23 protein-coding genes and 1 pseudogene are annotated in these 25,022 nt (G+C 74.3%); 14 read left to right on the top strand and 10 right to left on the bottom strand.

The window, feature by feature from the left end:
- Nucleotides 1-109 precede the first annotated feature (109 nt).
- The 4 genes from NFU81_RS09700 (at nt 110) to NFU81_RS09715 (ending at nt 3,135) form a co-directional block, all read left to right on the top strand.
- The gene (locus NFU81_RS09700) at nt 110-748 is read left to right on the top strand and encodes a class I SAM-dependent methyltransferase (protein ID WP_251487518.1); all 639 of its coding nucleotides are present in this window, start codon (nt 110-112) and stop codon (nt 746-748) included.
- Between the two features lie 75 nt (nt 749-823).
- Complete coding sequence (locus NFU81_RS09705) at nt 824-1,768, top strand: N-acetylmuramoyl-L-alanine amidase (RefSeq protein ID WP_251487521.1); 945 nt, start codon at nt 824-826, stop codon at nt 1,766-1,768.
- A gap of 138 nt (nt 1,769-1,906) precedes the next feature.
- Nucleotides 1,907-2,722, top strand: a complete 816-nt coding sequence (locus tag NFU81_RS09710; protein ID WP_251487524.1) for a hypothetical protein — start codon at nt 1,907-1,909, stop codon at nt 2,720-2,722.
- Nucleotides 2,723-2,847: 125 nt separating this feature from the next.
- Nucleotides 2,848-3,135, top strand: a complete 288-nt coding sequence (locus NFU81_RS09715; protein ID WP_251487527.1) for a hypothetical protein — start codon at nt 2,848-2,850, stop codon at nt 3,133-3,135.
- A 15-nt stretch (nt 3,136-3,150) separates the two neighbouring features.
- Here NFU81_RS09715 and NFU81_RS09720 read toward each other — a convergent pair whose 3' ends face one another.
- From NFU81_RS09720 to NFU81_RS09730, 3 genes and pseudogenes are all read right to left on the bottom strand, one after another.
- A complete protein-coding gene (locus NFU81_RS09720; RefSeq protein WP_251487858.1) occupies nt 3,151-4,188 on the bottom strand; it encodes a prenyltransferase/squalene oxidase repeat-containing protein in 1,038 nt (345 codons plus the stop codon).
- A gap of 59 nt (nt 4,189-4,247) precedes the next feature.
- Nucleotides 4,248-4,982 (bottom strand): class I SAM-dependent methyltransferase, encoded by a 735-nt coding sequence (locus NFU81_RS09725; RefSeq protein ID WP_251487529.1) that lies wholly within the window; start codon nt 4,980-4,982, stop codon nt 4,248-4,250.
- 428 nt (nt 4,983-5,410) lie between these two features.
- Nucleotides 5,411-6,782: pseudogene (locus tag NFU81_RS09730) on the bottom strand (glycosyltransferase family 4 protein); the annotation flags it as partial.
- 72 nt (nt 6,783-6,854) lie between these two features.
- On the opposite strand from NFU81_RS09730, the gene NFU81_RS09735 reads away from it, so the two are divergent.
- Nucleotides 6,855-7,445: a TetR family transcriptional regulator gene (locus tag NFU81_RS09735; RefSeq protein ID WP_251487535.1), complete on the top strand. Its 591-nt coding sequence runs from the start codon at nt 6,855-6,857 to the stop codon at nt 7,443-7,445.
- Nucleotides 7,446-7,523: 78 nt separating this feature from the next.
- Here NFU81_RS09735 and NFU81_RS09740 read toward each other — a convergent pair whose 3' ends face one another.
- Nucleotides 7,524-8,384, bottom strand: coding sequence for an SDR family NAD(P)-dependent oxidoreductase (locus tag NFU81_RS09740; protein ID WP_251487538.1), 861 nt, complete (start codon nt 8,382-8,384; stop codon nt 7,524-7,526).
- Nucleotides 8,385-8,495: 111 nt separating this feature from the next.
- Here NFU81_RS09740 and NFU81_RS09745 point away from each other — a divergent pair, with 111 nt between their 5' ends.
- Together NFU81_RS09745 and NFU81_RS09750 are read left to right on the top strand one after the other, a co-directional pair.
- Nucleotides 8,496-9,386, top strand: coding sequence for a helix-turn-helix transcriptional regulator (locus NFU81_RS09745; RefSeq protein ID WP_251487542.1), 891 nt, complete (start codon nt 8,496-8,498; stop codon nt 9,384-9,386).
- 183 nt (nt 9,387-9,569) lie between these two features.
- Nucleotides 9,570-10,184: a response regulator transcription factor gene (locus NFU81_RS09750; RefSeq protein WP_274038109.1), complete on the top strand. Its 615-nt coding sequence runs from the start codon at nt 9,570-9,572 to the stop codon at nt 10,182-10,184.
- A 9-nt stretch (nt 10,185-10,193) separates the two neighbouring features.
- On the opposite strand, the gene NFU81_RS09755 is transcribed toward NFU81_RS09750, so the two are convergent.
- The 4 genes from NFU81_RS09755 to lanKC all read right to left on the bottom strand — a co-directional run bounded on the left by NFU81_RS09755 (nt 10,194) and on the right by lanKC (nt 16,640).
- Complete coding sequence (locus NFU81_RS09755; protein WP_251487549.1) at nt 10,194-12,023, bottom strand: ATP-binding cassette domain-containing protein; 1,830 nt, start codon at nt 12,021-12,023, stop codon at nt 10,194-10,196.
- Nucleotides 12,016-13,692, bottom strand: coding sequence for an ABC transporter transmembrane domain-containing protein (locus NFU81_RS09760; RefSeq protein ID WP_251487552.1), 1,677 nt, complete (start codon nt 13,690-13,692; stop codon nt 12,016-12,018). The genes NFU81_RS09755 and NFU81_RS09760 overlap by 8 nt, the downstream gene beginning before the upstream one ends.
- A 92-nt stretch (nt 13,693-13,784) precedes the next feature.
- Complete coding sequence (locus NFU81_RS09765) at nt 13,785-13,907, bottom strand: SapB/AmfS family lanthipeptide (RefSeq protein ID WP_251487556.1); 123 nt, start codon at nt 13,905-13,907, stop codon at nt 13,785-13,787.
- Nucleotides 13,908-13,976: 69 nt separating this feature from the next.
- Complete coding sequence (gene lanKC / locus NFU81_RS09770) at nt 13,977-16,640, bottom strand: class III lanthionine synthetase LanKC (protein ID WP_251487559.1); 2,664 nt, start codon at nt 16,638-16,640, stop codon at nt 13,977-13,979.
- A gap of 376 nt (nt 16,641-17,016) precedes the next feature.
- Between lanKC and NFU81_RS09775 the strand changes: the two genes are divergently transcribed.
- The 7 genes from NFU81_RS09775 to NFU81_RS09805 all read left to right on the top strand — a co-directional run bounded on the left by NFU81_RS09775 (nt 17,017) and on the right by NFU81_RS09805 (nt 23,592).
- The gene (locus tag NFU81_RS09775; RefSeq protein ID WP_251487561.1) at nt 17,017-17,871 is read left to right on the top strand and encodes a helix-turn-helix domain-containing protein; all 855 of its coding nucleotides are present in this window, start codon (nt 17,017-17,019) and stop codon (nt 17,869-17,871) included.
- A gap of 16 nt (nt 17,872-17,887) precedes the next feature.
- A complete protein-coding gene (locus NFU81_RS09780) occupies nt 17,888-18,082 on the top strand; it encodes a DUF397 domain-containing protein (protein ID WP_251487564.1) in 195 nt (64 codons plus the stop codon).
- Nucleotides 18,083-18,181: 99 nt separating this feature from the next.
- On the top strand, nt 18,182-19,441 hold the full coding sequence (locus NFU81_RS09785; protein WP_251487566.1) for an SCO2321 family membrane protein: 1,260 nt from the start codon (nt 18,182-18,184) through the stop codon (nt 19,439-19,441).
- Nucleotides 19,441-20,061, top strand: coding sequence for an SCO2322 family protein (locus NFU81_RS09790; RefSeq protein WP_251487568.1), 621 nt, complete (start codon nt 19,441-19,443; stop codon nt 20,059-20,061). Before NFU81_RS09785 ends, NFU81_RS09790 begins: the two co-directional genes overlap by 1 nt.
- The gene (locus NFU81_RS09795) at nt 20,058-21,161 is read left to right on the top strand and encodes an energy-coupling factor transporter transmembrane protein EcfT (protein WP_251487570.1); all 1,104 of its coding nucleotides are present in this window, start codon (nt 20,058-20,060) and stop codon (nt 21,159-21,161) included. Before NFU81_RS09790 ends, NFU81_RS09795 begins: the two co-directional genes overlap by 4 nt.
- The gene (locus NFU81_RS09800; protein WP_251487573.1) at nt 21,158-22,771 is read left to right on the top strand and encodes an ABC transporter ATP-binding protein; all 1,614 of its coding nucleotides are present in this window, start codon (nt 21,158-21,160) and stop codon (nt 22,769-22,771) included. Before NFU81_RS09795 ends, NFU81_RS09800 begins: the two co-directional genes overlap by 4 nt.
- Nucleotides 22,768-23,592 carry an ECF transporter S component gene (locus NFU81_RS09805; RefSeq protein ID WP_251487575.1) on the top strand — a complete coding sequence of 275 codons (825 nt, stop codon included), beginning with the start codon at nt 22,768-22,770 and terminating at the stop codon, nt 23,590-23,592. The genes NFU81_RS09800 and NFU81_RS09805 overlap by 4 nt, the downstream gene beginning before the upstream one ends.
- A gap of 76 nt (nt 23,593-23,668) precedes the next feature.
- Here NFU81_RS09805 and NFU81_RS09810 read toward each other — a convergent pair whose 3' ends face one another.
- Nucleotides 23,669-24,238, bottom strand: coding sequence for a hypothetical protein (locus NFU81_RS09810; protein ID WP_251487576.1), 570 nt, complete (start codon nt 24,236-24,238; stop codon nt 23,669-23,671).
- Nucleotides 24,235-24,954 (bottom strand): hypothetical protein, encoded by a 720-nt coding sequence (locus tag NFU81_RS09815; protein ID WP_251487580.1) that lies wholly within the window; start codon nt 24,952-24,954, stop codon nt 24,235-24,237. The genes NFU81_RS09810 and NFU81_RS09815 overlap by 4 nt, the downstream gene beginning before the upstream one ends.
- Between the last annotated feature and the right edge of the window lie 68 nt (nt 24,955-25,022).

The following is a 25,022-nucleotide window of genomic DNA, read 5'->3' on the forward strand; positions in this document are numbered from 1 at the left end:
CCTGCGGCCCCGTCCCGGCGGCCCACGTCTCCAGGCCCGGGTCCGTCCACGTGTCCGCCGCCGCGGGACCCGGCGCGACCGGGCGCGGCCTCCTTCGTAGGATGCCGGGATGACTGACGTGCTCGCGGCGTTCGAGGCCGCCAAGGGGTTCATGCCCGCAGACGAGGGCATGGCGCTCCACGAGGCTGCCCGCAAGGCCACCGCGGACCTGGGGCTGCCGCTGCTGGAGGTCGGCACCTACTGCGGGCGGTCCACGATCCTGCTGGCGGACGCGGCCCGGCAGGCGGGCACGGTCGTGGTGACGGTGGACCACCACCGGGGCAGCGAGGAGCAGCAGCCGGGCTGGGAGTACCACGACCCGTCGCTGGTGGACCCGCACACCGGCCTGATCGACACCGTGCCGCACTTCCGCCGCACCCTGCACGCGGCGGGCCTGGAGGACCACGTGGTCGCGGTGGTGGGACGGTCGCCGCAGGTGGCGGCGCTGTGGACGCAGCCGTTCAGCCTGGTGTTCATCGACGGCGGGCACACCGACGAGCACGCGACGGCCGACTACGAGGGGTGGGCGCCCCGGGTCGCGCCCGGCGGGCTGCTGGCGATCCACGACGTGTTCGCGGACCCGGCGGACGGCGGCCAGGCGCCGTACCGCATCTACCGCCGCGCGCTGGAGTCCGGCGCGTTCGTGAGCGAGTCGTCGACGCGCTCGCTCCAGTTGTTGCGCTCCGTGACCGGCGGCGGCGTACGGTAGTACGCCGCCGCGGTGCGCGGGCCGGTTCGCCGGGGGCCGTGCGGGGCGGCGAGACGGGCCGATAGAGTCGCGGGCGTGTTCAGCAACGAGTCACACGGGGGCGCTCGGAGCCGGTCGCTGGTCGTCACCGCACTGGTGGTGGCCGCGGCACTGGCGGCGGGCTGGTTCGTGTACGACGCACAGCGCGGGTCAGGCTCCGGCCCGGTGGCCGGCCGCGGCCCCGCCGGGGCGTCGTCCGCGGCGCCCGCGAGGGGCGGCTCCCCGGTGGCGGACGGTGACGCGAGCGCAGCTCCGGGGAAGAGCGCCGTGCCCGGTGCGACCTCGGCCGCCGCGCCCCGCAGCAAGGAGCTGGCGGGCAGGACCGTCGTCATCGACCCGGGCCACAACCTGGGCAACGCGGAGCACACCGCCGAGATCGACCGGCTGGTCGACATCGGCACCAACCGCAAGGCGTGCGACACCACCGGCACCTCGACCAACGCCGGTTATCCGGAGGCGACTTATACCCTGGACGTAGCCCACCGGGTACGGGTGCTGCTGCAGGCGCGCGGTGCGAAGGTCGTGCTGACCTACGACGGCGACCGGGCGTACGGCCCGTGCGTGGACGAGCGGGCCAGGACAGGGAACGCCGCGCACGCGGACGCGGCCCTGTCGATCCACGCCGACGGCGCACCCGCCGACAAGTTCGGCTTCCATGTGATCGCGCCCAAGTCGGTGCACAAGGGCGCGGCGGACACCCGCGCCATCGCGGCGCCCTCGCTGCGGCTGGCGACCACCCTGCGGTCGCACTTCCACGCCGTCACGGGCGAGCCGCTGGCCAACTACCTGGGCGGCAAGGGGCTGACGATCCGCGACGACCTCGGCGGACTCAACCTCTCGACCGTGCCGAAGGTCTTCATCGAGTGCGGCAACATGCGCAACGCGCACGACGCCGCCGCGTTGACGAACGCCGCCTGGCGGCAGCAGGCTGCGGAGGGGATCGCCGACGGGATCACCGCCTTCCTTGAAGGGAAGAGGTGACAGGGCTGTAGCAGTCCGGTATGGATCGTGCACCAATGCCCATACCCGGCCACCCGGTCAAGATCACCCTCGTACCATGGGGCACCGCCCCGAGTGACCCAAGAGAACTGACAGAACTGACAAAGGACAGGACCTGACGTGAACATCCGCTCCCTGACCCGAGGAGACGGCGCGGTGATCGGAGCAGCGGTGCTGCTCCTGATCGCTTCCTTCCTGCCGTTCTACAGCGTGGGGTCCGAGTCCCGTAACCTGTGGCACTCGGACTGGTTCCCGACCCTGCCGTCGGTGACGCTCGCTGCGCTCGTGGCCGCCGGTGCCGTACTCATGGCACGTGCACCGCAGTTCAACGGCAAGCAGGTGCTCGGGCTGTCGTTCGAGCAGTGGGCCGTCTCGCTGTCGATCTTCGTCGGCTGGTCCGCGGTGTGGGCGACGCTCTTCCACAACCCCGAGGGCGTCGACAAGGGCTCCGGCAACTGGCTGACCCTGCTGTTCGGCCTGGCCATCGCCGTCGCCGCGCCGCTGTCGAGCCGGCTGCCCGCGCTCAAGGCCCCGCTGATGGGTGCCCCTTCGCCGGCCGCCCAGCAGCAGCCGTACGCGGTGGGCGGTGCGGCCCCGTACGGTGCCGCGCCGCAGCAGGCCGGTTACGGCTACCCGGGCGGCGCGCAGTCGGTCGACCCGGCGTTCGGCCAGCAGCCGTACGGTGCGCAGGCCGCGGCCCCGCAGCCGACGCCCGCCGCGGCTCCGGCGCCCGCGTCGGACTTCACCGCGTTCTGGTTCGCGGTGCCGGTGCCGCGCCCGCTGTTCGCGGAGGACAACTCCGGTGCGCAGATCGCCGAGCTGACCCCGGGCACCTGGTACCTGGCCGTCGACCAGCGCGGTGCCGCGCTGATCGCGCAGACCCAGGACGGCCGCCGCGGCGTGCTGCAGGACAGCAGCGGCATCCAGCGCGGCTGAACCGTATCTCCACCACGACGGCCGGCCACCCTCCAGGGGGTGGCCGGCCGTCGTGCTGCGACACCTGTGCGAGCAGGGCGCGGTCGAACGGGTTTCGACCATCCGATCGGGGCAAGACGGCCGTCATGGCCAGACGGTATGGCGGCAACCCCGCCGCGGCGATCATCCTTGTCGCCGCAGACATCGCTGCATTGATCCTCGTCCTGTGGATCCTCTTCTTCGTCTTCGACGCCAACCGGGCGAACGACCTGGTCAACTGGGTCCACCACTCGGCCGACTGGTTGGCGGGCTGGTCGAAGGACCTGTTCACACCGGACAACGCCAAGTGGCGCACCGTGCTCAACTACGGTCTGCCCGCGGTCGTCTACATGCTGATCGCCCATGCGATCGCGGGCCGGGTCAACCGGGCCTGAAGGCCCGTCTGCCCCTCACAGCCGGGGCGGACAGCAGCCGGGCGCAAGGCCGTTCGGCAGCCGCTCCGCCCCGAAGACGGCGGTGGTCGCCTCGTCCCCCCCGAGAGCGGCCACCGCCAACAGGAGCGCGCCCGCCGTCCAGGTGGTGCGCTCCGCGGGCCACACGGCGTCGTCCTCGAAGACGTAGCCGGTCCAGTACAGGCCGTCGTCCGCCCGCAGGTGCTGCATGTCGGCGAGGATGGTCACCGCACGGTCGGACTCCCCCACCGCCCAGAGCGCCAGGGCGAGTTCGGCGGTCTCGCCGCCGGTCACCCAGGGGTTGGGCGACACGCAGCGGACACCGAGACCGGGCACCACGAAGCGCTGCCAGCCCTCCTCGATCCGCGCCAGGGCGCGCGGGCCGCGCAGCGCGCCGGACAGCACCGGGTAGTACCAGTCCATCGAGTAGCGGCTCTTGTCGAGGAACCGCTCGGGGTGCCGGCGGATCGCGTGGCCCAGCGCGCCGGTCGCCAACTCCCAGTCCGGCTGCGGCTCCTCGCGGTGCTCGGCGATCGCCAGCGCGCAGCGCAGTGCCTGGTGCACCGACGAACTCCCGGTCAGCAGCGCGTCGGTGACGGCCGCACCGCCGTCCTCGGCCGCCTCGCGCTTCCAGCCGATCTGCCCGCCGGGCTGCTGGAGCGCCAGCACGAACTCCACCGCGGACACCACCGTCGGCCAGATCCGCTCGATGAACGCGTCGTCACCCGTGGACAGGTAGTGGTGCCAGGCGCCGACCGCCAGGTACGCGCAGAAGTTGGACTCCCGCGAGCGGTCGGTCGGCCGGGCCGGGTCGCCGTCCTGGTAGGCGGCGAACCACCCGCCCCCCGGCTCCTGGTGGCGTACCAGCCAGTCGTACGCGGCCTCGGCGGCGTCGTGTTCGCCCGCCGCGTCCAGCGCCATGGCCGCCTCGATGTGGTCCCACGGGTCGAGGTGGTGGCCGGGGAACCACGGGATGGCGCCGTCCGGGCGCTGCACGGCGAGCATCGCGTCGACGGTCCGCGCGGCCTGCTCCATGGTGAGCACTCCGGGCAGCGCCAGCCGTTCCGTCCTGCGCTGCCCGCGGTCGGCGCGGGTCACGTGGTCGCGTCCAGCGGCAGCCGGGGCTTGGTCGCGTACGCCACGAAGCTCTTGCCGATCAGCGGGTTGAGCGCCTGCTCGGCGACCCTGGTGGCCAGCGGCTTCTTCATGATGTCCCAGACCAGCAGCTTGTGGTACAGCTTCACCGGCAGGGCCTTGTCGTTGTCGACGCCGACCGCGCACTTGATCCACCAGTACGGTGCGTGCAGCCCGTGCGCGTGGTGCGTGCCGTACGGGCGCAGGCCCGCCTCGCGCATCCGCTCCAGCAGCTGGTCGGCCTTGTAGATGCGGATGTGGCCGCCCTCGACCTCGTGGTACGCGTCGGACAGCGCCCAGCACACCTTCTCCGGGCCGTAGCGCGGCACGGTCACCGCGATGCGGCCGCCGGGCCGCAGCACCCGCACCATCTCGGCGAGCACGCCCTTGTCGTCGGGGATGTGCTCCATCACCTCGGAGATGATGACGACGTCGAAGCTGTCGTCGGCGAAGGGGAGGTTGAGGGCGTCGCCCTGCATGGCCGTCGCGGACGCCCCCGCGGGGGCCTCGCCGGCCTCCTTCATCGCCGCGAACCACTTCGCGACCTCGCGGATCTCGTCGCCGTTGCGGTCCAACGCGGTGACGCGGGCGCCGCGCCGGTAGCACTCGAAGGCGTGCCGGCCGCCTCCGCACCCCAGGTCCAGCACGGTGTCGCCGGCGGCGACCGGGAAGCGAGTGAAGTCGACGGTCAGCATGCGCGGTTCCCCGTTCCGGGTGCGATCCCGGGTGCCCCGGGTACGTCTGCGATCTGCGCCTTGCCCCCTGCGGGGGTGCTCCTGCGTTCCGGCGCCCCCTCTGCAAGGGTGCCGATACGCTCGGGCGCCTCCCCGGCGGGGGTGCCGATGCGCTCGGGCACGGGCTTTTCCCCGGCGGGGGTGCTGATGCGTTCCGGCACGGGCTTTCCCCCGGCGGGGGTGCCGATACGCTCGGGCGCCCCCTCTGCGAGGGTGCTGATGCGTTCCGGCGCGGGCTTTTCCCCGGCGGGGGTGCTGATGCGCTCGGGCGCGGGCTTTTCAGGGGCGCGGGGGACTGCGCGGCCGGCCACTGACGGCCGGTGGTCCGGATGCGACAGCGACTGCCCCTTCGGGACGGTGACGACCCGCGCCCGGGATGCGGGCCGGGCGCGCAGTCCCGCCCCCGGCGCACCCTGGGAGGCAATGGCTTGGCGGTAGAGCGCGGCGGTGGCCGCAGCCGCTCGGGTCCAGGTGAAGGCGGCCAGGACGCGGGCGCGGCCCGCGGCCGCGAGGCGGCGGCGGAGAACGGGGTCGCCCAAGGCCAGTTCGAGGGCCGCGGCCAGAGCGCCCGCGTCACCCGGGGCAACCGCGAGGCACGTCTCGCCGTCGCGGCCGGCGACCTCCGGCACGGCGCCGCCGGTGGTGGCGACCAGCGCCGTACCCGTCGCCATCGCCTCCGCCGCGGGCAGCGAGAAGCCCTCGTAGAGCGACGGCACGCACGCGACCTCGGCGCTGCGGATCAGGTCGACGAGCTCCGCGTCGCTGATGCCCTTGACGAAGTCGACCGCGCCCTCCAGCCCGAAGGCCTCGATCGCCTCGGCGACCGGCCCGCTGTCCGGGCGGTTGCCGACCACGACCAGATGCGCGTCCGGGTGCTGCACCCGGACCTTGGCCAGCGCCTCGACCAGGAAGACCAGGCCCTTGAGCGGCACGTCCGCGCTTGACGTGGTGACGATACGTCCCGGCACCTCCGCCACCGCGGGGTCCGGCGCGAAGAGCCGGGTGTCCGCGCCGATCGGCACGGTGTGGATGCGCTCGGGGCGTACCCCGAGGTCCGCGGTGATCTCGGCGCTCGACGAGCCCGACACGGTGAGCACCGACGGCAGCCGCCCGGCCACCCGCTTCTGCATGCGCGTGAAGCCGTACCAGCGCCGTATCGACGCCCGCCGCTTCCAGTCGGGCGCCGCCGCCAGGTCCAGCCGGCGGTCCACGGTGATCGGGTGGTGCACGGTGGTGACCAGCGGCAGGCCGATACCGAGCAGCCCGTAGCCGAGCGTCTGGTTGTCGTGCACGACGTCGAAGTCGCCGCGCCGGGCCGCCAGATGCCGCCTGGCCCGCAGGCTGAAGGTCAGCGGCTCGGGGAAGCCGCCGGTCCACATGGTCGCGACCTCCAGGAGGTCGATCCAGTCCCGGTACTCCTCGCGCTTCGGCGTACGGAACGGGTCCGGCTGCCGGTAGAGGTCCAGGCTGGGCAGTTCCGTGAGGGTGACGCCGTCGCCGAGAGCGTCCAGTACGGGGTACGGCTGCGCGCCGATGACCTCGACGCTGTGGCCGAGGGCGGCCAGCTCACGGGACAGGTGCCGGACGTACACGCCCTGGCCGCCGCAGTAGGGATTGCCCTTGTAGCTGAGCAGTGCGATCCGTAGCGGCCTGGCCTCTGCCGTCACTCCCGGCCCCCTTCTCAGCGATAGAGCCGGAGCGTAACCGGTCGCGCTAATCTAGAACAAGTTTCAGACTCGATGGTACAGACGGCGAGTCCACCGGGAAGCGGACGGGGTCCTCGGCCCCCGTCCGAGCGCATGCCGGTGCCGCGCGTGACGGATGGATGTACGAATGGGCCGCATCACCGCTTTGACCGTACGGCAGGAGGCCAGGCGGCGGCGCATCCTGGACGCCAGCACCCGGCTCGCCGCCGGCGGCGGCTTCGACGCGGTCCAGATGCGGGAGGTCGCCGAGGAGTCGGGGGTGGCCCTCGGCACGCTCTACCGCTACTTCCCCTCCAAGGTCCACCTGCTGGTCGCCGTCATGCAGGACCAGCTCGGGCAGCTGCACGACACGCTCCGCGACCGGCCGCCGAGTGCGGCGTCGCCGGGCGAGCGGGTCGCGGAGACCCTGCTGAGAGCTTTCCGCGCGCTGCAGCGCGAGCCGTTGCTCGCCGACGCGATGGTGCGCGCGGTGATCTTCGCGGACCGGTCGGTCCGCGCGGAGGTCGACACGGTGTCCGTGCTCACCCGGGCGATCATCCTCGACGCGATGCGGATCGGCTCCGAGCCGTCCGCGGACATGCTGTCCGCGGTTCGTGTCGTCGAGCACACCTGGCATGCGACGCTCGTCAGCTGGCTCGCCGACCGCTCCCCGGTCGACCAGGTCCGCGAAGACCTCCGGACCGTCTGCCGCCTCATCCCTCCGGGGGTTGCGGGGTAGGCGGGGGCGCCTTGCGGTGGGATCGCACCTTTCCCCCGGTGGGGGAAAGGACCCGGGACGGACAGGACCGGGCAGGGCTCAGGGGCCGAAGGACGCCGGCGTGAGCCGAAGCGCGGAGAGGAGTGCGCGGTCGCGCACCGCCGTGGGGAGGCGCCGCGCCACGCGGATCGTGCGGGCGTCGGGGCCGACGAGATAGCGCGTGCGCGGCCGCCGCGCGGTGAGCGCGTGGTGGACGGCGTCCACCGCGTCGTCCACCGGCCGGAGCTTCGTGGCGGCCACCGACTCCGCCGCCGCGGCGGCGGCACGTGCGTACTGCCGCTCGACGTCCGGCCCGCCGGCCGCCCCGTCGGCGCGCGCGGACCTGACCGCCCGGTCGAAGATCTCCGTCCGCATCGCCCCGGGCTCGACGAGCGCGACCTTCACCCCCTGGTGCCGCAGCTCGATCCGCAGGGAGTCCGTCATCGAGGCCAGCGCCGCCTTGGACGCGGCGATCGGGCCGAAGAAGGGCAGCGCGACCAGCGAGCTGAGGGCGCCGATGTTGACGACCCGCCCGCGGCTCGCGCGCAGCGCGGGGAGGAACGTGCGGGTCACCGCCATGAGCCCGAGGACGTTGACGTCGAACTGCCGGCGCAGCGCCGCCGCGGGCACCTGCTCCCAGAACCCCTGGACGATCAGCCCCGCGCTGTTGACCAGGGCGTCCAGCGAACCGCCGACCTGGTCAGCGGCGGCGGCCACGCTCGCCTCGTCGGTGACGTCGAACGTGACGGGGCGGATGTCGCCGGGCAGGTCGGCGAGCCGCAGGGCGTCGGCCTGGTTGCGTACCGCCGCGTGGACCGTCCAGCCCTCGGCGGCGAGCCGGCGGGTCACGGCGGTGCCGAGGCCGCCGGAGGCCCCGGTGACGAGCACGGACCGGGCGGACGGGGTGGGAGAGTGCGACACGGAACACCCTTTCGGACGTGCGGGATTGCGGACGTGGGCCTTCGGACGAAGGTGATCTCCCTTCCACCCTCGGGGCGGCCGTGGCCGCCGTGAAGAGTGCGGGTTTTACTGGTGGCGGCGACACCAGCATCCGGCAGCGGGAGGCCCACCCTGAGCGAGTACAGCCGCAAGGAACTCGGCGCCTTCCTGCGCTCCCGGCGCGAGCGCAGCGAGCCCTCGGCGCTCGCGGCGGGCCTGCCGGCCGGCGGCCGGCGGCGGACGCCGGGGCTGCGCCGGGAGGAGGTCTCGCTGCTGTCGGGCGTCAGCCTGACCTGGTACACATGGCTTGAGCAGGGCAGGGACATCAACGTCTCGCCGCAGATCCTGCGGGCGCTGGCCCGGGCACTGTCGCTCGACGGCGTCGAGCGCGACCATCTGTTCCGGCTGGCCGGAGCCGAACCGCCGCCCGCGGTCCGCACGGCCGCCCCGTCGCCGGTGAGCCCGGCGCTGCGCGCCTTCCTCGACGCCCAGTCGCCGAACCCGGCCTTCGTCATCGACCGCTGCTTCGACGTCCTGGCGTGGAACGACGCGGAGGAGGCGCTGGTGGCGGGCCGGCTGGACGTCGACCGGCCGCAGGCCGAACTCAACGTGCTGTGGCTGATGTTCACCGAGCCCGGCCTCACGGAGCTGTTCGACGACTGGGACGGCGAGGTGCGCTGGCTGACCGCGATGCTGCGCGGGCAGGCGGCGTACGAGATGGACAACCCGCGGTTCGCCGAGCTGATCGAGGCGCTGCTCGGGGCGAGCCCGCTCTTCCGCGAGCTGTGGGCGGCGCACGACGTGCAGGCCTTCCGGTCCTCGACCCGCCGCTTCCACCACCCGGTGGTCGGCCGGCTCGACCTGTCGTACGTGCGGTTGGCGGTGGAGGACGATCCCGGCCGCAGCGTGGTGGTGCATTTCCCCGAGCCGGGCTCGGCGACGCAGGAGCGGCTGCGGCGACTGGTGGGGCGCCCGGCGTTGTGAACCCTCGCCAGACAGGGCGCGTTCGGGTCCACCCCGCACGCCCCCCGAGCGCAACTGGCCGCTCTCGACTGCTCCCGTATGACTGAAAACCGGGTCCTCCGCGACATCTCGCCGGGGTAGAACCGGGGGGCAATGAAGCGTTGCTGCGGGGATCGGTGCGACAACACAAGGGGAAAATCCGACGTGATACGCGTTCTGGTGGCCCATGACACAAGCCTGCTGCGGTCCGCTCTCGCGGCGCTGCTCGTCAGGGAGCCCGACTTCGAGGTGACGGATACCGGATGGCACGGGTTGAGCGAGAACGGGCGATTACTCGGGCCCCATGTGTGCGTGGTCGACGCGGACTGTCCCGGCTGGCGCCGGCACACCGACAGGGCAGCGGCCCCGCCGGCCGGCGCCCGTGGGGCCGGCGTCGGCAGTGGGCTGATCGTCCTCACCAACGGGGGGAAACCGGGGAATCTGCGCCGGGCCTACACGGCCGACGCGTTGGGCTTCGTGAACAAGGACCGCTCGGCCGACCGGCTGCCCGCCGCGGTGCGGCAGGTGGCACAGGGGAAACGGTTCGTCGACGAGTCGCTGGCGGTGGAGTTCCTGCAGGCCGCCGATATGCCCCTCACAAAGCGGGAGTTGAGCGTGCTGTCGCTGAGCGCGGAAGGCGCCTCCGTCGCGGAGATCGCGCGCAGCCTGCATCTGTGCAACGGCACGGTGCGCAACTACCTGGCGGCGATCACCCGCAAGACCGGTGCGCGCAACCGGGTCGACGCCATCCGGATCTCCCGCTTCGCGGGCTGGCTCTGAGCCGCAGGTCTAAGGGCCGGTCGTCGCGGCCGCCCAGGCGGCGGCCAGGTCGCGGTAGAGCGGGGAGCCGGCGAGCAGGTCGGCGTGCGGGCCGCAGGTGGTGTCGGCGCCGTCCAGGACGAGGGTGCGGTCCGCGCGGCGCGCGGAGCTGATCCGGTGGGCGATGACGACCAGGGTGGTCGCGGGCCGGTCGGCGAAGGCGCGTTCCGCGAACGCCTCGGCCGCCGGGTCGAGATGGCAGGTGGCCTCGTCCAGCACGACGACCCCGGCGGGGGCGAGGTAGGTGCGGGCCAGGGCGAGCAGCTGCCGCTCGCCGGTGGACAGCGCGGCCGGGTCGACCTGCGCGTCGGGGCCGCCGAGCGCGTCGACCAGTCCTGCGGCGCCCACCGCGGCCGCCGCGGCGGTGACCAGGGCGGGGGTGGTGTGCGCGCGGAGGTAGCCGATGTTCTCCCCGACGGTGCCGCGGAAGACGTAGGCCTCCTGCGGCACGAGGGCGACCGCCCCCGCCCGCCGCACCACCCCCGCGCTCGGCACCAGCAACCCGGCGATCAGGCCCGCGAGCGTGGACTTCCCCACCCCGCTCGGCCCGACGACGGCCAGATGCTCCCCGCCCCCGACCGCCAGGTCCAACTCCCGCACCACCGGCTCGGCGCCGACCCCGTAGGCGAACGTGACCCCGCGCAAATCCAGCACAACGCCTTTTGGGGCAGGGGCTGTCGACCGACCGCCCCGGACGCCGTCCGGCAGCGGCGGCCCCGCGGGCTCGCCCGGAGCGCCGCCCCCTGGCAGCGGAACGGATGCGGCCAGAAAGCCGCGTGCGGGTCCACTCCCCACCGCTGCCGGCGGCCCCGCGGGCTCGGGCACGGTGCTCTCGGGAGGTGGTGGCGGGGTGCTGGTGAGGTGGGTCAGGACGACGGTCAGGCGGGTGCCGGAGGTCGCGAGGGTGTGGAGCAGGGCCTGGAGGGCGGGTTGCAGGGACTGGGTCAGGTAGGCGAAGGCGCCGAGCAGCGCGCCGGGGGTGATGCGGTGGGAGGACAGCAGCCAGGGGGTCGCCACCAGCAGCAGCACGATCGGGAGTTGGCCGGCGACGGCGAGTGCGCCGGTGCGGGCCACGCCCCACGTGGCGAGCGCGCGGGACGCGCGCAGCGCGGCCGCGATGCGGGTGTCGGCCCGCTCGGCCATCGGCTGCTGCGCCCCGCACGCGGTGATGTCGCGCAGCCCGCCGGCGAGCGCACCGCACTCCTCGGCGACCGCCTCGTCCGCGGCGAGGAAGCGCCGCTGGCGCCTGGCCAGCGGGCGCAGGGCCAGGGCGAAGAGCGCCGTGCCCACCGCCAGCGGCGGCAGCACCACCAGCAGCAGCACCGGCGCGAGCGTGATCATGCCGGCCACGACGCCCGCTGCCGTGAAGGCGAAGGACCGCAGCACCATCACGATGCCGCCCAGCGAATCCCTGGCGATCTCGACCTGGTGGGTGAGCCGGGAGACCACCGCGGAGTCCGCGGGCTGCCCCCCGCCGCGGGCCGCGGCACGGACCGCGCCGGCCAGGCCGCCCCGCACCACCCGCCGCACCAGCCGGTCCCGCAGCGGTTCGACCAGGTCGGCGATGCCGCGGAAGACCCGCGCGGTGCCGTACGCGCCGACCGGTACGGCCGCCGCGGCGAGCGCCAGCCACCACAGGCCTGTGCCCTGCCGGCCGCGCAGGAAACCCTGGTCCAGGGCGTGGGCCAGGGCGAAGCCGAACAGGAAGGTCTGCCCGGCTTCGAGCACCGACCAGCCGAGCAGCACCGCGACGACGGCGCCGCGGCCGCGTACGCAGTCCCTGATCCGTAGCTCACGCATCGGCGGCGTCCCCGAACAGCGCCCGGTAGTCGGCGTCGGCCCACAGCACGTCGTGCGGTGCCAGCGCGCGGATGCGCCCGGCGTCGAGCCAGGCGACCAGGTCGGCGCGGGCGGCGGTGGCCGCGCGGTGGGTGGTGAGCAGCCGGGTGCGGTGTGCGTGGTCGTGGAAGAGGGCGCGGGCGACCCGGACTTCGGTGACGGTGTCGAGGCTCGATGTCGCGTCGTCGAGGACGAGCAGCCGCCCGGGGCGGGCGAACGCCCGCGCCAGGCCGAGGCGTTGGATCTCGCCGCCGGAGAAGGGCGCCCGGCTCCGGGCGGTGGCGTAGCCGTCGGGCAGCAGGCGCACGAAGCCGTCCGCCTCCGCGGCCCGCGCGCCCCGCGTGACGTGCTCGAAGGGCAGCGGGCGCGGCCCGAAGGCGATGGCGTCGCCGACGGTGTCGCCGAGCAGCGCCGGGCGCTCGAAGGCGTAGCCGACGGCGTCCCGCAGCTCGGCGGCCGTCAGTTCGGGCAGCGGGCAGTCGTCGAGCAGGACGGTGCCGCCGTCGGGGTCGGCCAACCGCCCGGCGAGCGCGGCCAGTACGGACTTGCCGGCGCCGGAGCGTCCGACGACGGCCACGCAGCTCCCGCCGGGCACGGTGAGGTCGAGCCGGTCCAGTACGGTGTCGGCGCCGCGGACCGCGGTGACCGCGCGCAGCTCCAGGGCGCCGGGGCCGTGCCGCGGCAACTGCCGTGTGCCGTGGGCGGGTACGGGGACGGCCAGCACCTCGTCGACCCGGGTCGCGGCGGCCCTGCCCTTGACGACGGCTCCCAACTGGCCGACGAGGACGCCGATTCCGGTGGCCAGCAGGACGTAGCGGCTGGCGGCGAGCAGGTCGCCGACGCTGAGCGCGCCGACGGACAGCCTGATGCCGCCGACCGCGAGGACGGTGAGCTGGAGCAGCGGCACCAGGACCGCGGCCTGGGCGGTCGCACGGCCCTGGACGCGCCACATCCGCCGCCCCTGCGTGCCGAGTTCGGGCAGCGGGGCCAGGATCCGGGCGTTCTCCCGCTCCTCGGTTCCGGCGGCGGCGATGGTCCGCGCCCCGCCCAGCGCCTCGACCAGCAGGGTGGCGATACGGCCCTGGGCGTTCTGGTAGCCGATGACGGAGTCCGCGGAGGCGCGGGCGAAGCGGTGCACGAGCAGTGCCAGCAGCGGTGCGCCGGCGAGGAAGGCGACGGCGAGCCACACGTCGGTCAGGCCGAGTGCGACGATGCCGCCGACCGGTGCGGCGAGCGCCGCGGGCAGTGCGGCGGCGGCCGCGGGGGTCGCGGCGGCGTCCGAGGCGTTCCCGACCACCCGGGTGACCAGGTCCCCGGTCCCCTTCCCCGCCGCACGCGGCCCCGCGGCCAGCATGTGCCGCACGGTCCGCCGCCGTATCCGGGCGGCGGACCGTGCGGTGGTGAGTCCGGCGAGCAGGTCCTCCCCGGCCCCGGTCGCCGTCTGCGCGGCGATGAGCCCCCCGCACGCCGCGACCCACCATCCGGCAGCCGCCCCCCGCAGCAGCAGGTCGAGTGCGTGCCCGAGCGCGTACGGCAGCGCCAGCGCCACCGCCGCGGAGAGCAGGCCGAGCACGGTGATCCCCACGACCCGTCCGGCGTCCTGCCGCCCGGTCTCGACGACGACCGCCATGTGCTCGCTCCTTCGGCAGATCCGGCCGGCCCGACCCGGCAGGGTGGAGCCCCGGGCGGCCCGGTGGACCGGGCCGCCCGGGGCTGGTTGCCTCAGAGGCAGACGAGGAAGCTCACGGAGCTGATGCAGCCGATCAGGCTCAGCGAGCTGGCGGGGGCGCCGCCGCCGTTGTGACCGTTCTCCGGCTCCATGTTCTGCAGGTCGAGAAGTGCCATGTCAGTGTCCTTTCAATGGGTTGACAACAGAGGTGGTGCACGGCTCCGGCCGGGGCGGCCGGACCCGGATCAGGAGCCGCCGGTCAGCGGCGGCAGGAAGGGCAGCCCGGCGGCGGAGCCGCCGTGGGCCGAGCCCAGTGCGAGCAGGCACCCGGCGGTGCCGGTGCCCAGGTCCATCGACAGCCGCATCATCTGGTTGCCGGGGAAGGCGAGCCCGTCGCGGTACGGCATGCCGTACCAGCCGAGCGCGTCGATCTGCGCGGCGAGCGCGCCCGGGGGCACCGCGGGCGCGCTGGTGCGGGCCAGGTGCAGGATGATGCCGGCCCGGCCGGCGAGCAGCCCGGGTTGGGCGTAGAGCCGCAGGGTGGACGCGCGGACGATGTCGGTGCGGGCCTGCTCGAAGCGTGCCCCCACCTCGGGGTCGAGGTCGCCGGCGCGGCGGGCGAGCGGCAGGAAGTCGTCGAGGACGAGTCCGATGCCCGCGCTGCCGTCGCCGAGGTACGGCATGGTCCGCCAGCCCTCGTCCACGTCGAGCCCGCCGGCAGCGGTGTGCACGCAGCGGTCGAGGTCGAGTTGCAGGGCGCGGGCGGCGTGGCCGAGGAGTGCGGGTGCGCCGATGCGCTCGTAGAGCCGTACGAAGAGCAGGGCCGCTCCGGTGGCGCCGCGCATCAGCCCGGCGCGCGAGGTTCCGGCGGCGGCGAGGCGGGCGGCGACCAGTCCTGCGGCTTCCAACGCCCGCTCCTGCAGGGCGGCTTCGCCGGTGCTGTGGGCGAGGTGGTCCAGGACGAGGCCGATGCCGGCCAGGCCGCCGGACAGGTCGGAGCCGGACTGCTGCCACTTCTCGGCGAGCAGCAGGTGGGCCAGTTCCAGGGCGCGTTCGGTGTGGCCGAGCCGGTCGAGGGCGTACGCGATACCGGCGATGCCGTCGTAGAGGCCGAGCGGGGTGCCGCTGGGCGGTGGTGCGGTGCGGGCCAGCAGCCAGCGTTCGCCGTCCTCGTAGCGGGGCAGGCCGGTCTCGGCCAGGGCGAGCAGGACGCCGGCGGCGCCGTGGGCGAGGCCGAGGCCGCCGCCGTCGGAGAACTGCGCGATGTCGCCGGGGAAGAGCCGGTCGTCGCGGTCCGGCGTGGCGGAGGCGAGGATCGCGCCGGCCATGGCGTCCCTGGCGGCGGGCCAGTCGGTGGTCGCGGCGGGCAGGTAGCCGGGCGCCGCGGACCGCGGACCGCTGGAGCCGGCGGACCGCACCGGGGGCTCCGCCGCGGGCAGGCCGCGGGTGATCTCGGTGACGGCCTCCTCCAGGAAGGTGCGCGGCACCGGGAACTGCGCGGCGATGACGTCGGCGAGGTGCGCGGCCTTGGTGCGGTCCACCGCGAACAGCGTGGTGACCGGCAGGAAGAGGGCCAGGCGCAGGCAGGCCAGGGCGTAGTGGTCGACGGCGGTGCCGCGGCGGTCGGGCGGGGCCATGAAGCCCGGGTGGGCGACCGACTGGCGGACGTTGTCGGTGGCGGCCGCGGCGGCCTCGAAGTCCAGCAGCCGCACGGACTCGCCGTCGTCACCGATCATGATGTTGTACATGTGCAGGTCGTTGAAGACGATCCCGCGGGAGTGGACCGCGGCGACCGCCCGCTCCACACCGGCGTGGACGCGCAGCGCCCAGCGGGTGTAGTCGGCGACCTCGGCGGGGTCGGGGTCCGGGGTGAGCAGCGGGTGGCGGTGGCCGAAGAAGGTGTTGAGCGGCTTGCCGTCGAGGAACTCCATGACCAGGAAGCGGTGGTCGCCGAGGGTGAACCAGTCGCGTACCTCGGGTGCGACGCCGAGCCCCGACAGCCGCTGCAGGGCGTCCCGTTCGCGTTCCAGGCGGGTGACGGCGTCGGCGCCGTCGGAGGCGAGCCCGGCGTGCGGGCGGCCTTCCTTGAGGACGACCTTCTCGCCGCTGCGGGTGTCGGTGCCGACGTAGACGCCGCCGCCGTTGGAGAAGTGCAGCGCCGACTCGATGCGGTAGGGAAGTTCGCCGACGGTCGTGCTGTTGCGCGCCTGCAAGTGCGGACGCAGGAAGTCCGGCAGCGTCACCCACTCGGGTACATGGAAGGCGGGGGCCCGGCTGTCGGGCACGAGATGCCCTTCTGCGTCCTCGATCGCGGAGACCAGGGTGCCGTGGTCGCCCACGCAGAAGCGCTTGGCGAATGCGCCGTAGCGCACGTAGAGCGGCCCTTCCCGCCAGCGCAGATCCGTGAGGATGTAGGGGCCAGGTTCCCCGTCGAGCAATTCGCCGAGTTCTTCCAGCACCGCGTGCAGTTGCGACTCGTCGCGCGGATAGATCGTGACGAATTTCCCGCTGGTGTCGCGGCCCGCGTATTTGGAGTTCCGCAGGTGGAGCAGTTGCGGACTCGGCACGAATTTGAACGGAATGCCGCGCGGCACGCAGTGGTCCCAGACCTTGGCCGCCACCTTGTCCGCGTTGCCGAGGCCGGCCGACGCGTGGACCTTCCAGCCTTGCAGCGGGCGGTCTTCCTGCCCCGAACCCGGCGTCGGGTCGAGGTGCAGCCAGTCGCCGGTCCGCACCGTGCGCCAGCCGGCCGGCACATCGCGCTGGGCGGTCTCGAAGTTCTCCACGAGCGGCGCGCTGCGCTGCCCGGAGGGCGCACCGGAATCGTCGCGGGAAGCGCCCGGGAGCCGGTCGAGACTCTCGTAGAAGTACCGGTCGGCAAGACAGAATATCTCGTACCGATTGTCCATCGATCCCCCCAGTGGCGGTGACGGACAAAGATTTACATATCGGCGCGTGAATGGTGAAGTAACCGTTGTCACCTCATGGCCGTGCAGAACGCACGATTGCGGCGGGCGCACTGAACGCCCGCGGCGGCGGGCGGGGGGCGCGAGGCGATGGCGGCGAGGCGCGAAGGCGCAGGCGGGGGCCGGGTATCACCGTAACCGCGCACCCCTGTCAACGGCCGTGCACGGCAAGGGAGTTGACTGTTCATGTACGCATGCCCCACAGGACCTTATGGGGCAATAGTGCCCCTCTGCAACCTTGTCTCCGAAATTTCCAGAAACGATCTGGACCCGAGGTAAGAGGAACGGCACACTCGAACCAGCATCAAGAAGGGACACCATGCCGCTCAGAAGCACCGCAACCGCCCGCCAGGAGCGCCTCGGTGCGGAGCTACGGAAAATGCGCGAGGCAGCCGGCATCACGGCTCGCGACACCGCCCGTCTGCTCGGCACCGACCCGGCCAAGGTCAGTCACATCGAGGCCGGGCGGCTCGGGGTCAGCGAGGAGCGGCTGCGGCGGCTCGCGTCGTTCTACGAATGCGGCGACACCGAACTGATCGACGCCCTGGTCGTGATGGCCAACGGCCTGGGCCGCAAGGGCTGGTGGGAGGCCTACCGCGGGGTGGTGCCCGCCGCACTGCTGGACATCGCCGAGTTGGAGTTCCACGCCACCGCGCTGCGCACCATCCAGATCACCCACATCCCCGGGGTGCTGCAGACCGAGGACTACACCCGTACGGTCTTCGGCTACGCGATCCCCCCGCTGCCGCCCGGCGAGTTGGAGGCCAGGGTCGCCCAGCGCATGGAGCGCTCCAGCGTGCTCTACCGCGATTCCGCCCCGCCCTACGAGGCGGTGGTCCACGAGGCGGCGCTGCGGATGCGGTTCGGCGGGGGCAAGGTCGCCCGCGCCCAGCTCGAACACCTGATGGAATTGAGCCACCTGCCGCACATACGAGTCCGGGTGATCCCCTTCGCCGCGGACGGCCACATCGGTTCAGGCCACGCGATGCTCTACACCAGCGGCGCCGTCCGCGCCCTCGACACCGTGCAGATCGACTCCGCCCACGGCGTCACCTTCCTGCACGCGGCATCGCAACTGGCCAACTACCGCACCCTGTACAACACACTCGCCGCGGTCGCGCTCGACGAGTCCCACTCGCGGGACTTCATCCTCAGCGCCTCCCGAGAACTCTGAGACCGGAAGGCAGCCGATGACCGCGCCGACGCTGATCTGGCAGAAGTCCACGTATTCGCAGGAGCAGGGCGACTGCGTGGAGCTGGCCGCCACGGCCGGTGGTGCGGTGCTGATACGGGAGAGCGACGACCCGGGCGTCGTGCTCTCCACCACACCGTCGGCGCTGGCCCGCTTCCTCCAGGCGATCAAGCACGGAGCCTCGGGCACATAGCACCCGGCGGCGGCTCAGGGGTGCCGGAGGTCACCCCGGGCGACCCGCCGCCGCACGTTAGGGTGAGGGCTCCCCCGGACCAGGAAAGGCCACGACCTCATGCCCTTGCGCCGCCGCGCCGCCCTCGTGGCGGCCGCCGCCACGACGCTCACCGCTCTGACGGCGCCGATCGCACTCGCGGACACCACCGCGCCGGCGGCGGCCACCACCACGGCGGCGCCGTCCGGCGGCGACCTGTACGGCACGGCCGACCCGACCTACGACGGGGTGTGGCGGCAGTCGTACGCCGAGATAGCCGTGGCGCGGTCCGGCTACTTCGTGAACGGGTCCGCGACCGCCTGGCTGCTGGCCCAGCAGTGCGCGGACGGCGGCTGGCCCTCGTACCGCAAGGACACCGCCAAGGCCTGCGACCCCAAGACCGAGGACACCAACGCCACAGGCCTGGCCGTGCAGGCCCTCGGCGCCGTACAGAGCTCGCAGTCCGGTGCCGCCTCGAAGCGTGCCGTCGCATGGCTGCACACCGTGCAGAACGCCGACGGCGGCTGGTCGTACAACCCGGGCGGCCCCTCCGACCCCGACTCCACCGCCGTCGTCATCGGCGCCCTGGGCCGCGAGGCGAGCCTCGCGCCCAACGCCAAGGGCAAGTCGCCCTACGACGCGCTGCTCGGCTTCCAGTTCGGCTGCGACGCCAAGCCCGCCGACCGGGGGTCGTTCGGCTACCCCGGCACCGACGGGAAGCTGACCCCCAACGCCAAGGCCACCGCCGACGCCGTCCACGGCCTGGCGGCGGGCGGCCTCGCCGGCTCCGCGTACGCCAGCCCGTCCACCGCGGCGGCCCCGCCCAAGTCGGCGGACTGCGACGGCAACCCGCAGGCGTACGCCAAGCTCGACCCGAACGCGGCCGCGTCCGCCGGCGCCGACTGGCTGCTCGCGCAGCTCCGCGCGGGCGGCGGCCACCTCACCGCCGTCACCCCGGGCGCCGACACCCCGACCCCGGACTACGGCACCACCGCGGACGCGGTCATCGCGCTCGACGGGATCGGCCGCTCCACCGACGCGAAGGCCACCAGCACCTGGCTGGGCGCCAACTCCGCGGCCTGGTCCAAGGGCAACCCGGCCGCGCTGGCCCAGCTCGTGCTGTCCGGCGCCGACCGCTTCGCCACCGGCGGCACCGCCCCGCTCCAGCAGCTCATCGCCCTCGGCCCGGCCCCCACCAAGCGGCCGACCGGCGCGAGCGTCAAGGCCGACGAGAAGCACGACTCGTCCTCCCGCACCGTCTGGATCGTCGTCGGCGTCCTCTTCGTCGCCGGCATCGGCGCGGGCCTCCTGCTCAGCGCCCGCAAGCGGCGGAAGAGCTGATGCGCTGCCGCAGCCTCGCCGCACTCCCGGCCGCCGCCGCGGCCCTGCTGCTGCTCGCCGTCGCCGCCCCCGCGCACGCCGCCGGTTACCGCTACTGGTCCTACTGGCTGCGCTCCGGGAGCAGTTGGACGTACGCGCAGACCGGCCCCGCGATGCACATACCCGCCGACGGCAGCGTCGAGGGCTGGCGCTTCGCGGTCAGCGAGGACGCGGCGGCGACCGCGGCGCAGCCGCGCGGCACCGCGGACTTCGCCCGCGTCTGCGCCGGCCACCCGGCGGCACCGGGCCGCAAGCGCGTCGCCCTGCTCATCGACCCGGGCACCGCCGCCGACGCCCCCGGCTCCGCCACCCCGCCCTCCCCCCGCACCGCCTGCGCCCAGATCCCCGCGAGCGCCTCCTCCGCCGACGCCCTGGCCGCGGTCGCCAAGCCGCTGCGCTACAACTCGGCGGGCATCGTCTGCGCCATCACCGGCTACCCCGCCACGGGCTGCGGCGACGAGATCTCCGCCACCTCGCACTCCTCCCACGACGGCCCCTCCGTCGGCCTGATCGCCGGGGGCGCCGCGATCGCCGCCCTGGCCGTCGCCGCCACCTGGCAGTCCCGCCGCCGCCGCCGATGACCCCGCCGACTCCGCCCCGGACGGGGAGGCCCGGCGCGAACCTGCACGCCGGCGCCTGGTGGATCTGGGCGCTGGGCCTGGCCACAGCCGCGAGCAGGACGACCAACGTCCTGCTCCTGGCGCTGCTCACGGCGGTGGCCGGCTACGTCGTGGCGGCCCGCAGGACGGACGCGCCCTGGGCGCGCTCCTACGGCACCTTCCTGCGGCTGGGGCTCGCCGTCCTGGCGATCCGCCTGGTCTTCGCGATCGTGCTCGGCTCGCCGATCCCCGGCACCCACACCCTCTTCACCCTCCCCGAGGTCCCGCTGCCCGGCTGGGCGCAGGGCGTCCGCCTCGGCGGCAGGGTCACCGCGGAGTCGGTGGTCTTCGCGCTGCGCGACGGCATGAAGCTGGCCACCCTGCTGGTGTGCGTCGGCGCCGCCAACTCCCTGGCGAACCCGGCCCGGTTGCTCAAGTCGCTGCCGGGCGCGCTGTACGAGGCAGGCGTCGCCGTCGTCGTGGCGATGACCTTCGCCCCGCACCTGGTCGCCGACGTGGCGCGGCTGCGGGCCGCGCGCCGGCTGCGCGGCCGCGACGACCGCGGCGTCCGGGCGATGCTCCAGGTCGGACTTCCGGTCCTGGAGGGCGCGTTGGAGCGCTCGGTCGCACTGGCCGCGGCCATGGACGCGCGCGGCTACGGGCGGACCGCCGACGTGCCGCCCGCCGTCCGCCGGACGACCGCCGCGCTGACCGTCGGCGGCCTGCTGGGCATCTGCGCGGGCACGTACGGGCTGCTCGCCGCCGGCGGCGCCGGCGCGGGCTACGGGCTGCCGTTGCTGCTGCTGGGCCTGGCCGCGGCGGTCGCGGGGCTGCGGCTGGGCGGGCGGCGCTCGCCGCGCACCCGCTACCGGCCCGACGCGTGGGGCGCCCGCGCCTGGCTGGTCGCGGGCTCGGGGGCAGCGGTCGCGGCCGCGATGATCGCCGCGGCGACCTACGCGCCCGCCGCGCTCGACCCGCCCGCGGTGCCGCTGGCCGCGCCCACCCTCCCGCTGTGGCCGGCTGCCTGCGTGCTGCTCGGGCTCCTCCCCGCCGTCGCCGCCCCGAAGGGAGCCTTGCGGTGATCCGTTTCGAGCAGGTCTCCTTCCGCTACGCGGACACCGCGGCGCCCGCCCTCCAGGGCGTCGACATCGAGGTGCCCGAGGGTGAGTTGTGCCTCGTCGTGGGGCCGTCGGGGGTCGGCAAGTCCACCCTGCTCGGCGCGGTGAGCGGCCTGGTGCCGCACTTCACCGGCGGGCACCTCACCGGAAGGGTGACCGTCGCGGGCCGCGACACCCGCACCCACCGGCCGCGCGAACTCGCCGACGTCGTCGGCACGGTGGGGCAGGACCCGCTCTCGCACTTCGTGACCGACACCGTCGAGGACGAACTCGCCTACGGCATGGAGTCGCTGGGCATCGCCCCCGAGACGATGCGGCGCCGCGTCGAGGAGACCCTCGACCTGCTGGGCCTGGCCGAGCTGCGCGACCGCCCGATCGCGACGCTGTCCGGCGGGCAGCAGCAGCGGGTCGCCATCGGCTCGGTGCTGACCGTGCACCCCCGCGTCCTCGTCCTCGACGAGCCCACCTCCGCGCTCGACCCGGGCGCGGCCGAGGAGGTGCTCGCCGTGCTGCAGCGCCTCGTGCACGACCTCGGGACGACCGTGCTGCTCGCCGAGCACCGCCTGGAGCGCGTCGTGCAGTACGCCGACCAGGTCATCCTGCTGCCCTCCCCCGGCGCCCCGCCGGTCGTCGGAGCGCCCGCCGACATCATGGCCGTCTCCCCCGTCCACCCCCCGGTGGTGGCGCTCGGCCGCCTCGCCGGCTGGTCACCGCTGCCGCTGTCGATACGTGACGCCCGCCGCGCCGCGGGACCGCTGCGCGAACGCCTCGCGGACCGTACGCCCGGCACGTCGGGTCCCGCCGCTCCCGGTGAACTCCTGGTGTGCGCCGAGCGGTTGGGGGTGCGCCGCGGCCGGGTCGAGGCGCTGCGGGGCGTGGACCTGGCCGTACGGGCGGGCGAGACGGTCGCGCTCATGGGGCGCAACGGCGCCGGCAAGTCCACCCTGCTGTCCACCCTGGTCGGCCTGCACACCCCGGCCGCGGGCACGGTCACCGTCGGCGGCGCGGTCCCGCACCGCACCCGGCCCGCGGAACTGCTCCGCCGGGTCGGCCTGGTCCCGCAGGAGCCGCGCGACCTGCTCTACGCCGACACCGTCGACGCCGAGTGCGCCGCCGCCGACCGGGACGCCGCCGCGCCGCCCGGCACCTGCCGCGGCCTGGTCGCCGAGCTGCTGCCCGGCATACCCGGCGACGTCCACCCGCGGGACCTGTCCGAGGGCCAGCGGCTGTCGCTGGCGCTGGCGATCGTGCTGACCGCGAGCCCGCCGGTGCTGCTGCTCGACGAGCCGACCCGCGGCCTGGACTACGCGGCCAAGTCCCGGCTGGTCGGCCAGCTGCGGGCGCTGGCCGCCGCGGGTCACGCGATCGTGCTCGCCACCCATGACGTGGAACTGGCCGCCGACCTCGCGCACCGGGTGGTGATCCTCGCGGACGGCGAGATCGTCGCCGACGGCCCGGCCGCCGACGTCGTCCTGTCCTCGCCGGCGTTCGCACCGCAGACCGCGAAGGTGCTGGCACCCGCGCCCTGGCTGACCGTCACGCAGGTGACCCGCGCGCTGGAGGCCACGCCGTGACGCCCGAGGCGCCCCGCACCGACCCGGTGCGGCTCGGACCGCGCGCGGTCGTCGTCCTCACCCTGGTCTCGCTGACCGGGCTGGCCGCCTTCTGCTGGCCGCTGCTGGCCGCGCACGGCTCCGCGGTCGCCGCGCACAGCGCCGACGCACCCTGGCTGTTCGCGGCGCTGCTGCCACTGCTGGTCGCCGTCGTCATCGCCACGATCGCCGACAACGGCGTGGACCCCAAGGCCGTCGCGATGCTCGGCATGCTCGCCGCCGCGGGCGCGGCACTGCGCCCGCTGGGCGCGGGGACCGCCGGGATCGAGCCGATGTTCTTCCTGATGGTGCTGTCCGGCCGGGTCCTCGGACCCGGCTTCGGCTTCGCCCTGGGTTCGCTGACGATGTTCGCCTCGGCGCTGCTGACCGGGGGCGTCGGGCCGTGGCTGCCGTTCCAGATGCTGGCGATGGGGTGGGTGACGATGGGGGCGGGCCTGCTGCCCAGGCCCTCGCTGCGCGGGCGCCCCGAGCTGCTGATGCTCGCGGTGTACGGGGCGGTGGCAGCGGTGGCGTACGGCACGGTGATGAACCTTCAGGGCTGGCCCTACATCGCGGGCCTGGCCTCCGACGTGAGCTACTCCCCGCACCTGTCGCTGGGCGCGAACCTGGCCCGCTTCGCCACGTACTGCCTGACGACCTCGCTCGGCTGGGACCTGCCGCGCGCGGCCCTGACCGCCGTGCTCTCCTTCACCCTCGGCCCCACCCTCCTCAAGGCGCTGCGCCGCGCCACCCGGCACGCCTCCTTCTCGCCCACCACGACCTTCACCCCGCCGGCGGGCTGAGGCAGGCAGGCGGCAGGTGCGGCAGGCGGCCGTCCCCGGCCCTGCCGCACCTGCGGTGCGGTGCGTGCACTGCGGATCAGAAGGCGATGAGCCGGTCGGTCAGGTCGCGGTAGCGGGTGAGGGCCACCCGCAGCTCCTCGGTGTCAGCACCGTCCTTGCTGCCCGTGCGGAGCGCCGTCCTGCGGCTCTCGACGAGCTGCTGCATGTGCCTGATCGCCTCGTCCAGCACGTCGTCCGCCTCCCGCACGGCCCGCCGCGGGTCGTCCACGAAGCCGCCGATCGCGTGCTCCATCCGACGCCCGAGCCGGCCCGCCGCGTCCGCTCCGGGCGCGGCGCCGGTGGAGGCCGCGGGGGCGGCCGCCGTGTGCGGGACGGCGGTCCTGTCCTGGCCCGCGGGCTCCGCCTGCTCGGTGTGCTTGTCCTGCCGGGCCGTCCTGTCGAGGCCGCCGGGCCTGTCCTGGCTCGCGGGCCTCGCCCGGTCGGCGGACCTGTCCTGGCTCGCCGGCCTGTCCTGGCCCGCCCGCCTGTCCTGGCCTGCGGGCCTCGCCTGCTCGGCCGTCCTGTCCTGGCCCGCGCGCTTGTCGTCCCGCTCGACGGGCTTGTCCTGCTCGGAGTTCCGGGTCGGGTCGACCTGTGTCTCACTCACCGTTCTGCCTCCGTACGTCCGCGCCCCGTGAGCGCGGCAAGTCGCTTGCCGAGTACCGGCTTGGATTCGCTCGGCCCGGCCGCCTCCTGCGCCTCCCGCTCGGACGCGGGCTCCGCAGCCTCAGGCTCCTGCGCCTGCTCCTGCTCCTGCTCCTGCTCCGCGGCGGCCTTGTCGCGGGCGCTGCCGCTGACGTGCAGCATGTCGTCGAACATCCCCCGCGCGGAGACCAGCGCCTTGCGCAGGTCCTCGGTACCGCGCCGCGCACCGCCGGCGGTGGCGGCGTGCACCTCCCGGTAGCCGTTGACGTAGTGCGGGTGGTGCACCGACAGCGCGTCCATGTGCTCGGGCGAGTCCGCCGCCGGGTAGCCGCGTTCCGCGGCGAGTCGGGCGATCAGCTCGTCAGCGGAACCGACCGCCGCGGCCGGGTCGTCCACGAACTTCGACTGGACCGCGGACCATCGGGCCGCGTACCGCTCCTGCACCTGCTCGGGCAGCACCCGCTGCTCGATACCGCCGTACCGCTTCACGCGCTCGGTCAGCTCGCGCCGGGTGGCGCGGCTGTCCCCGTCGTGCCGCGCCAGCGTCCGTTCGTACTCGGGGCCGAAGCGTCGTTTGAGCCCGGGGCTTCCCGCGCCGCGCTGCATCGCCACCACCGCGGCGATCGCGGCCACGATGATGACCGCCGCCACGACGGCGACAATCGCTCCTGTGGACATGCCGTGCCTCCTTCCGTCCGGTGTCACCCGTCCAGTCGGTCGGCTTGCCGCGGATGGGCGGCGCAAAC

It is taken from the genome of Actinacidiphila cocklensis (genome assembly GCF_907177275.1).
In the GTDB taxonomy this organism is placed as follows: domain Bacteria; phylum Actinomycetota; class Actinomycetes; order Streptomycetales; family Streptomycetaceae; genus Actinacidiphila; species Actinacidiphila cocklensis.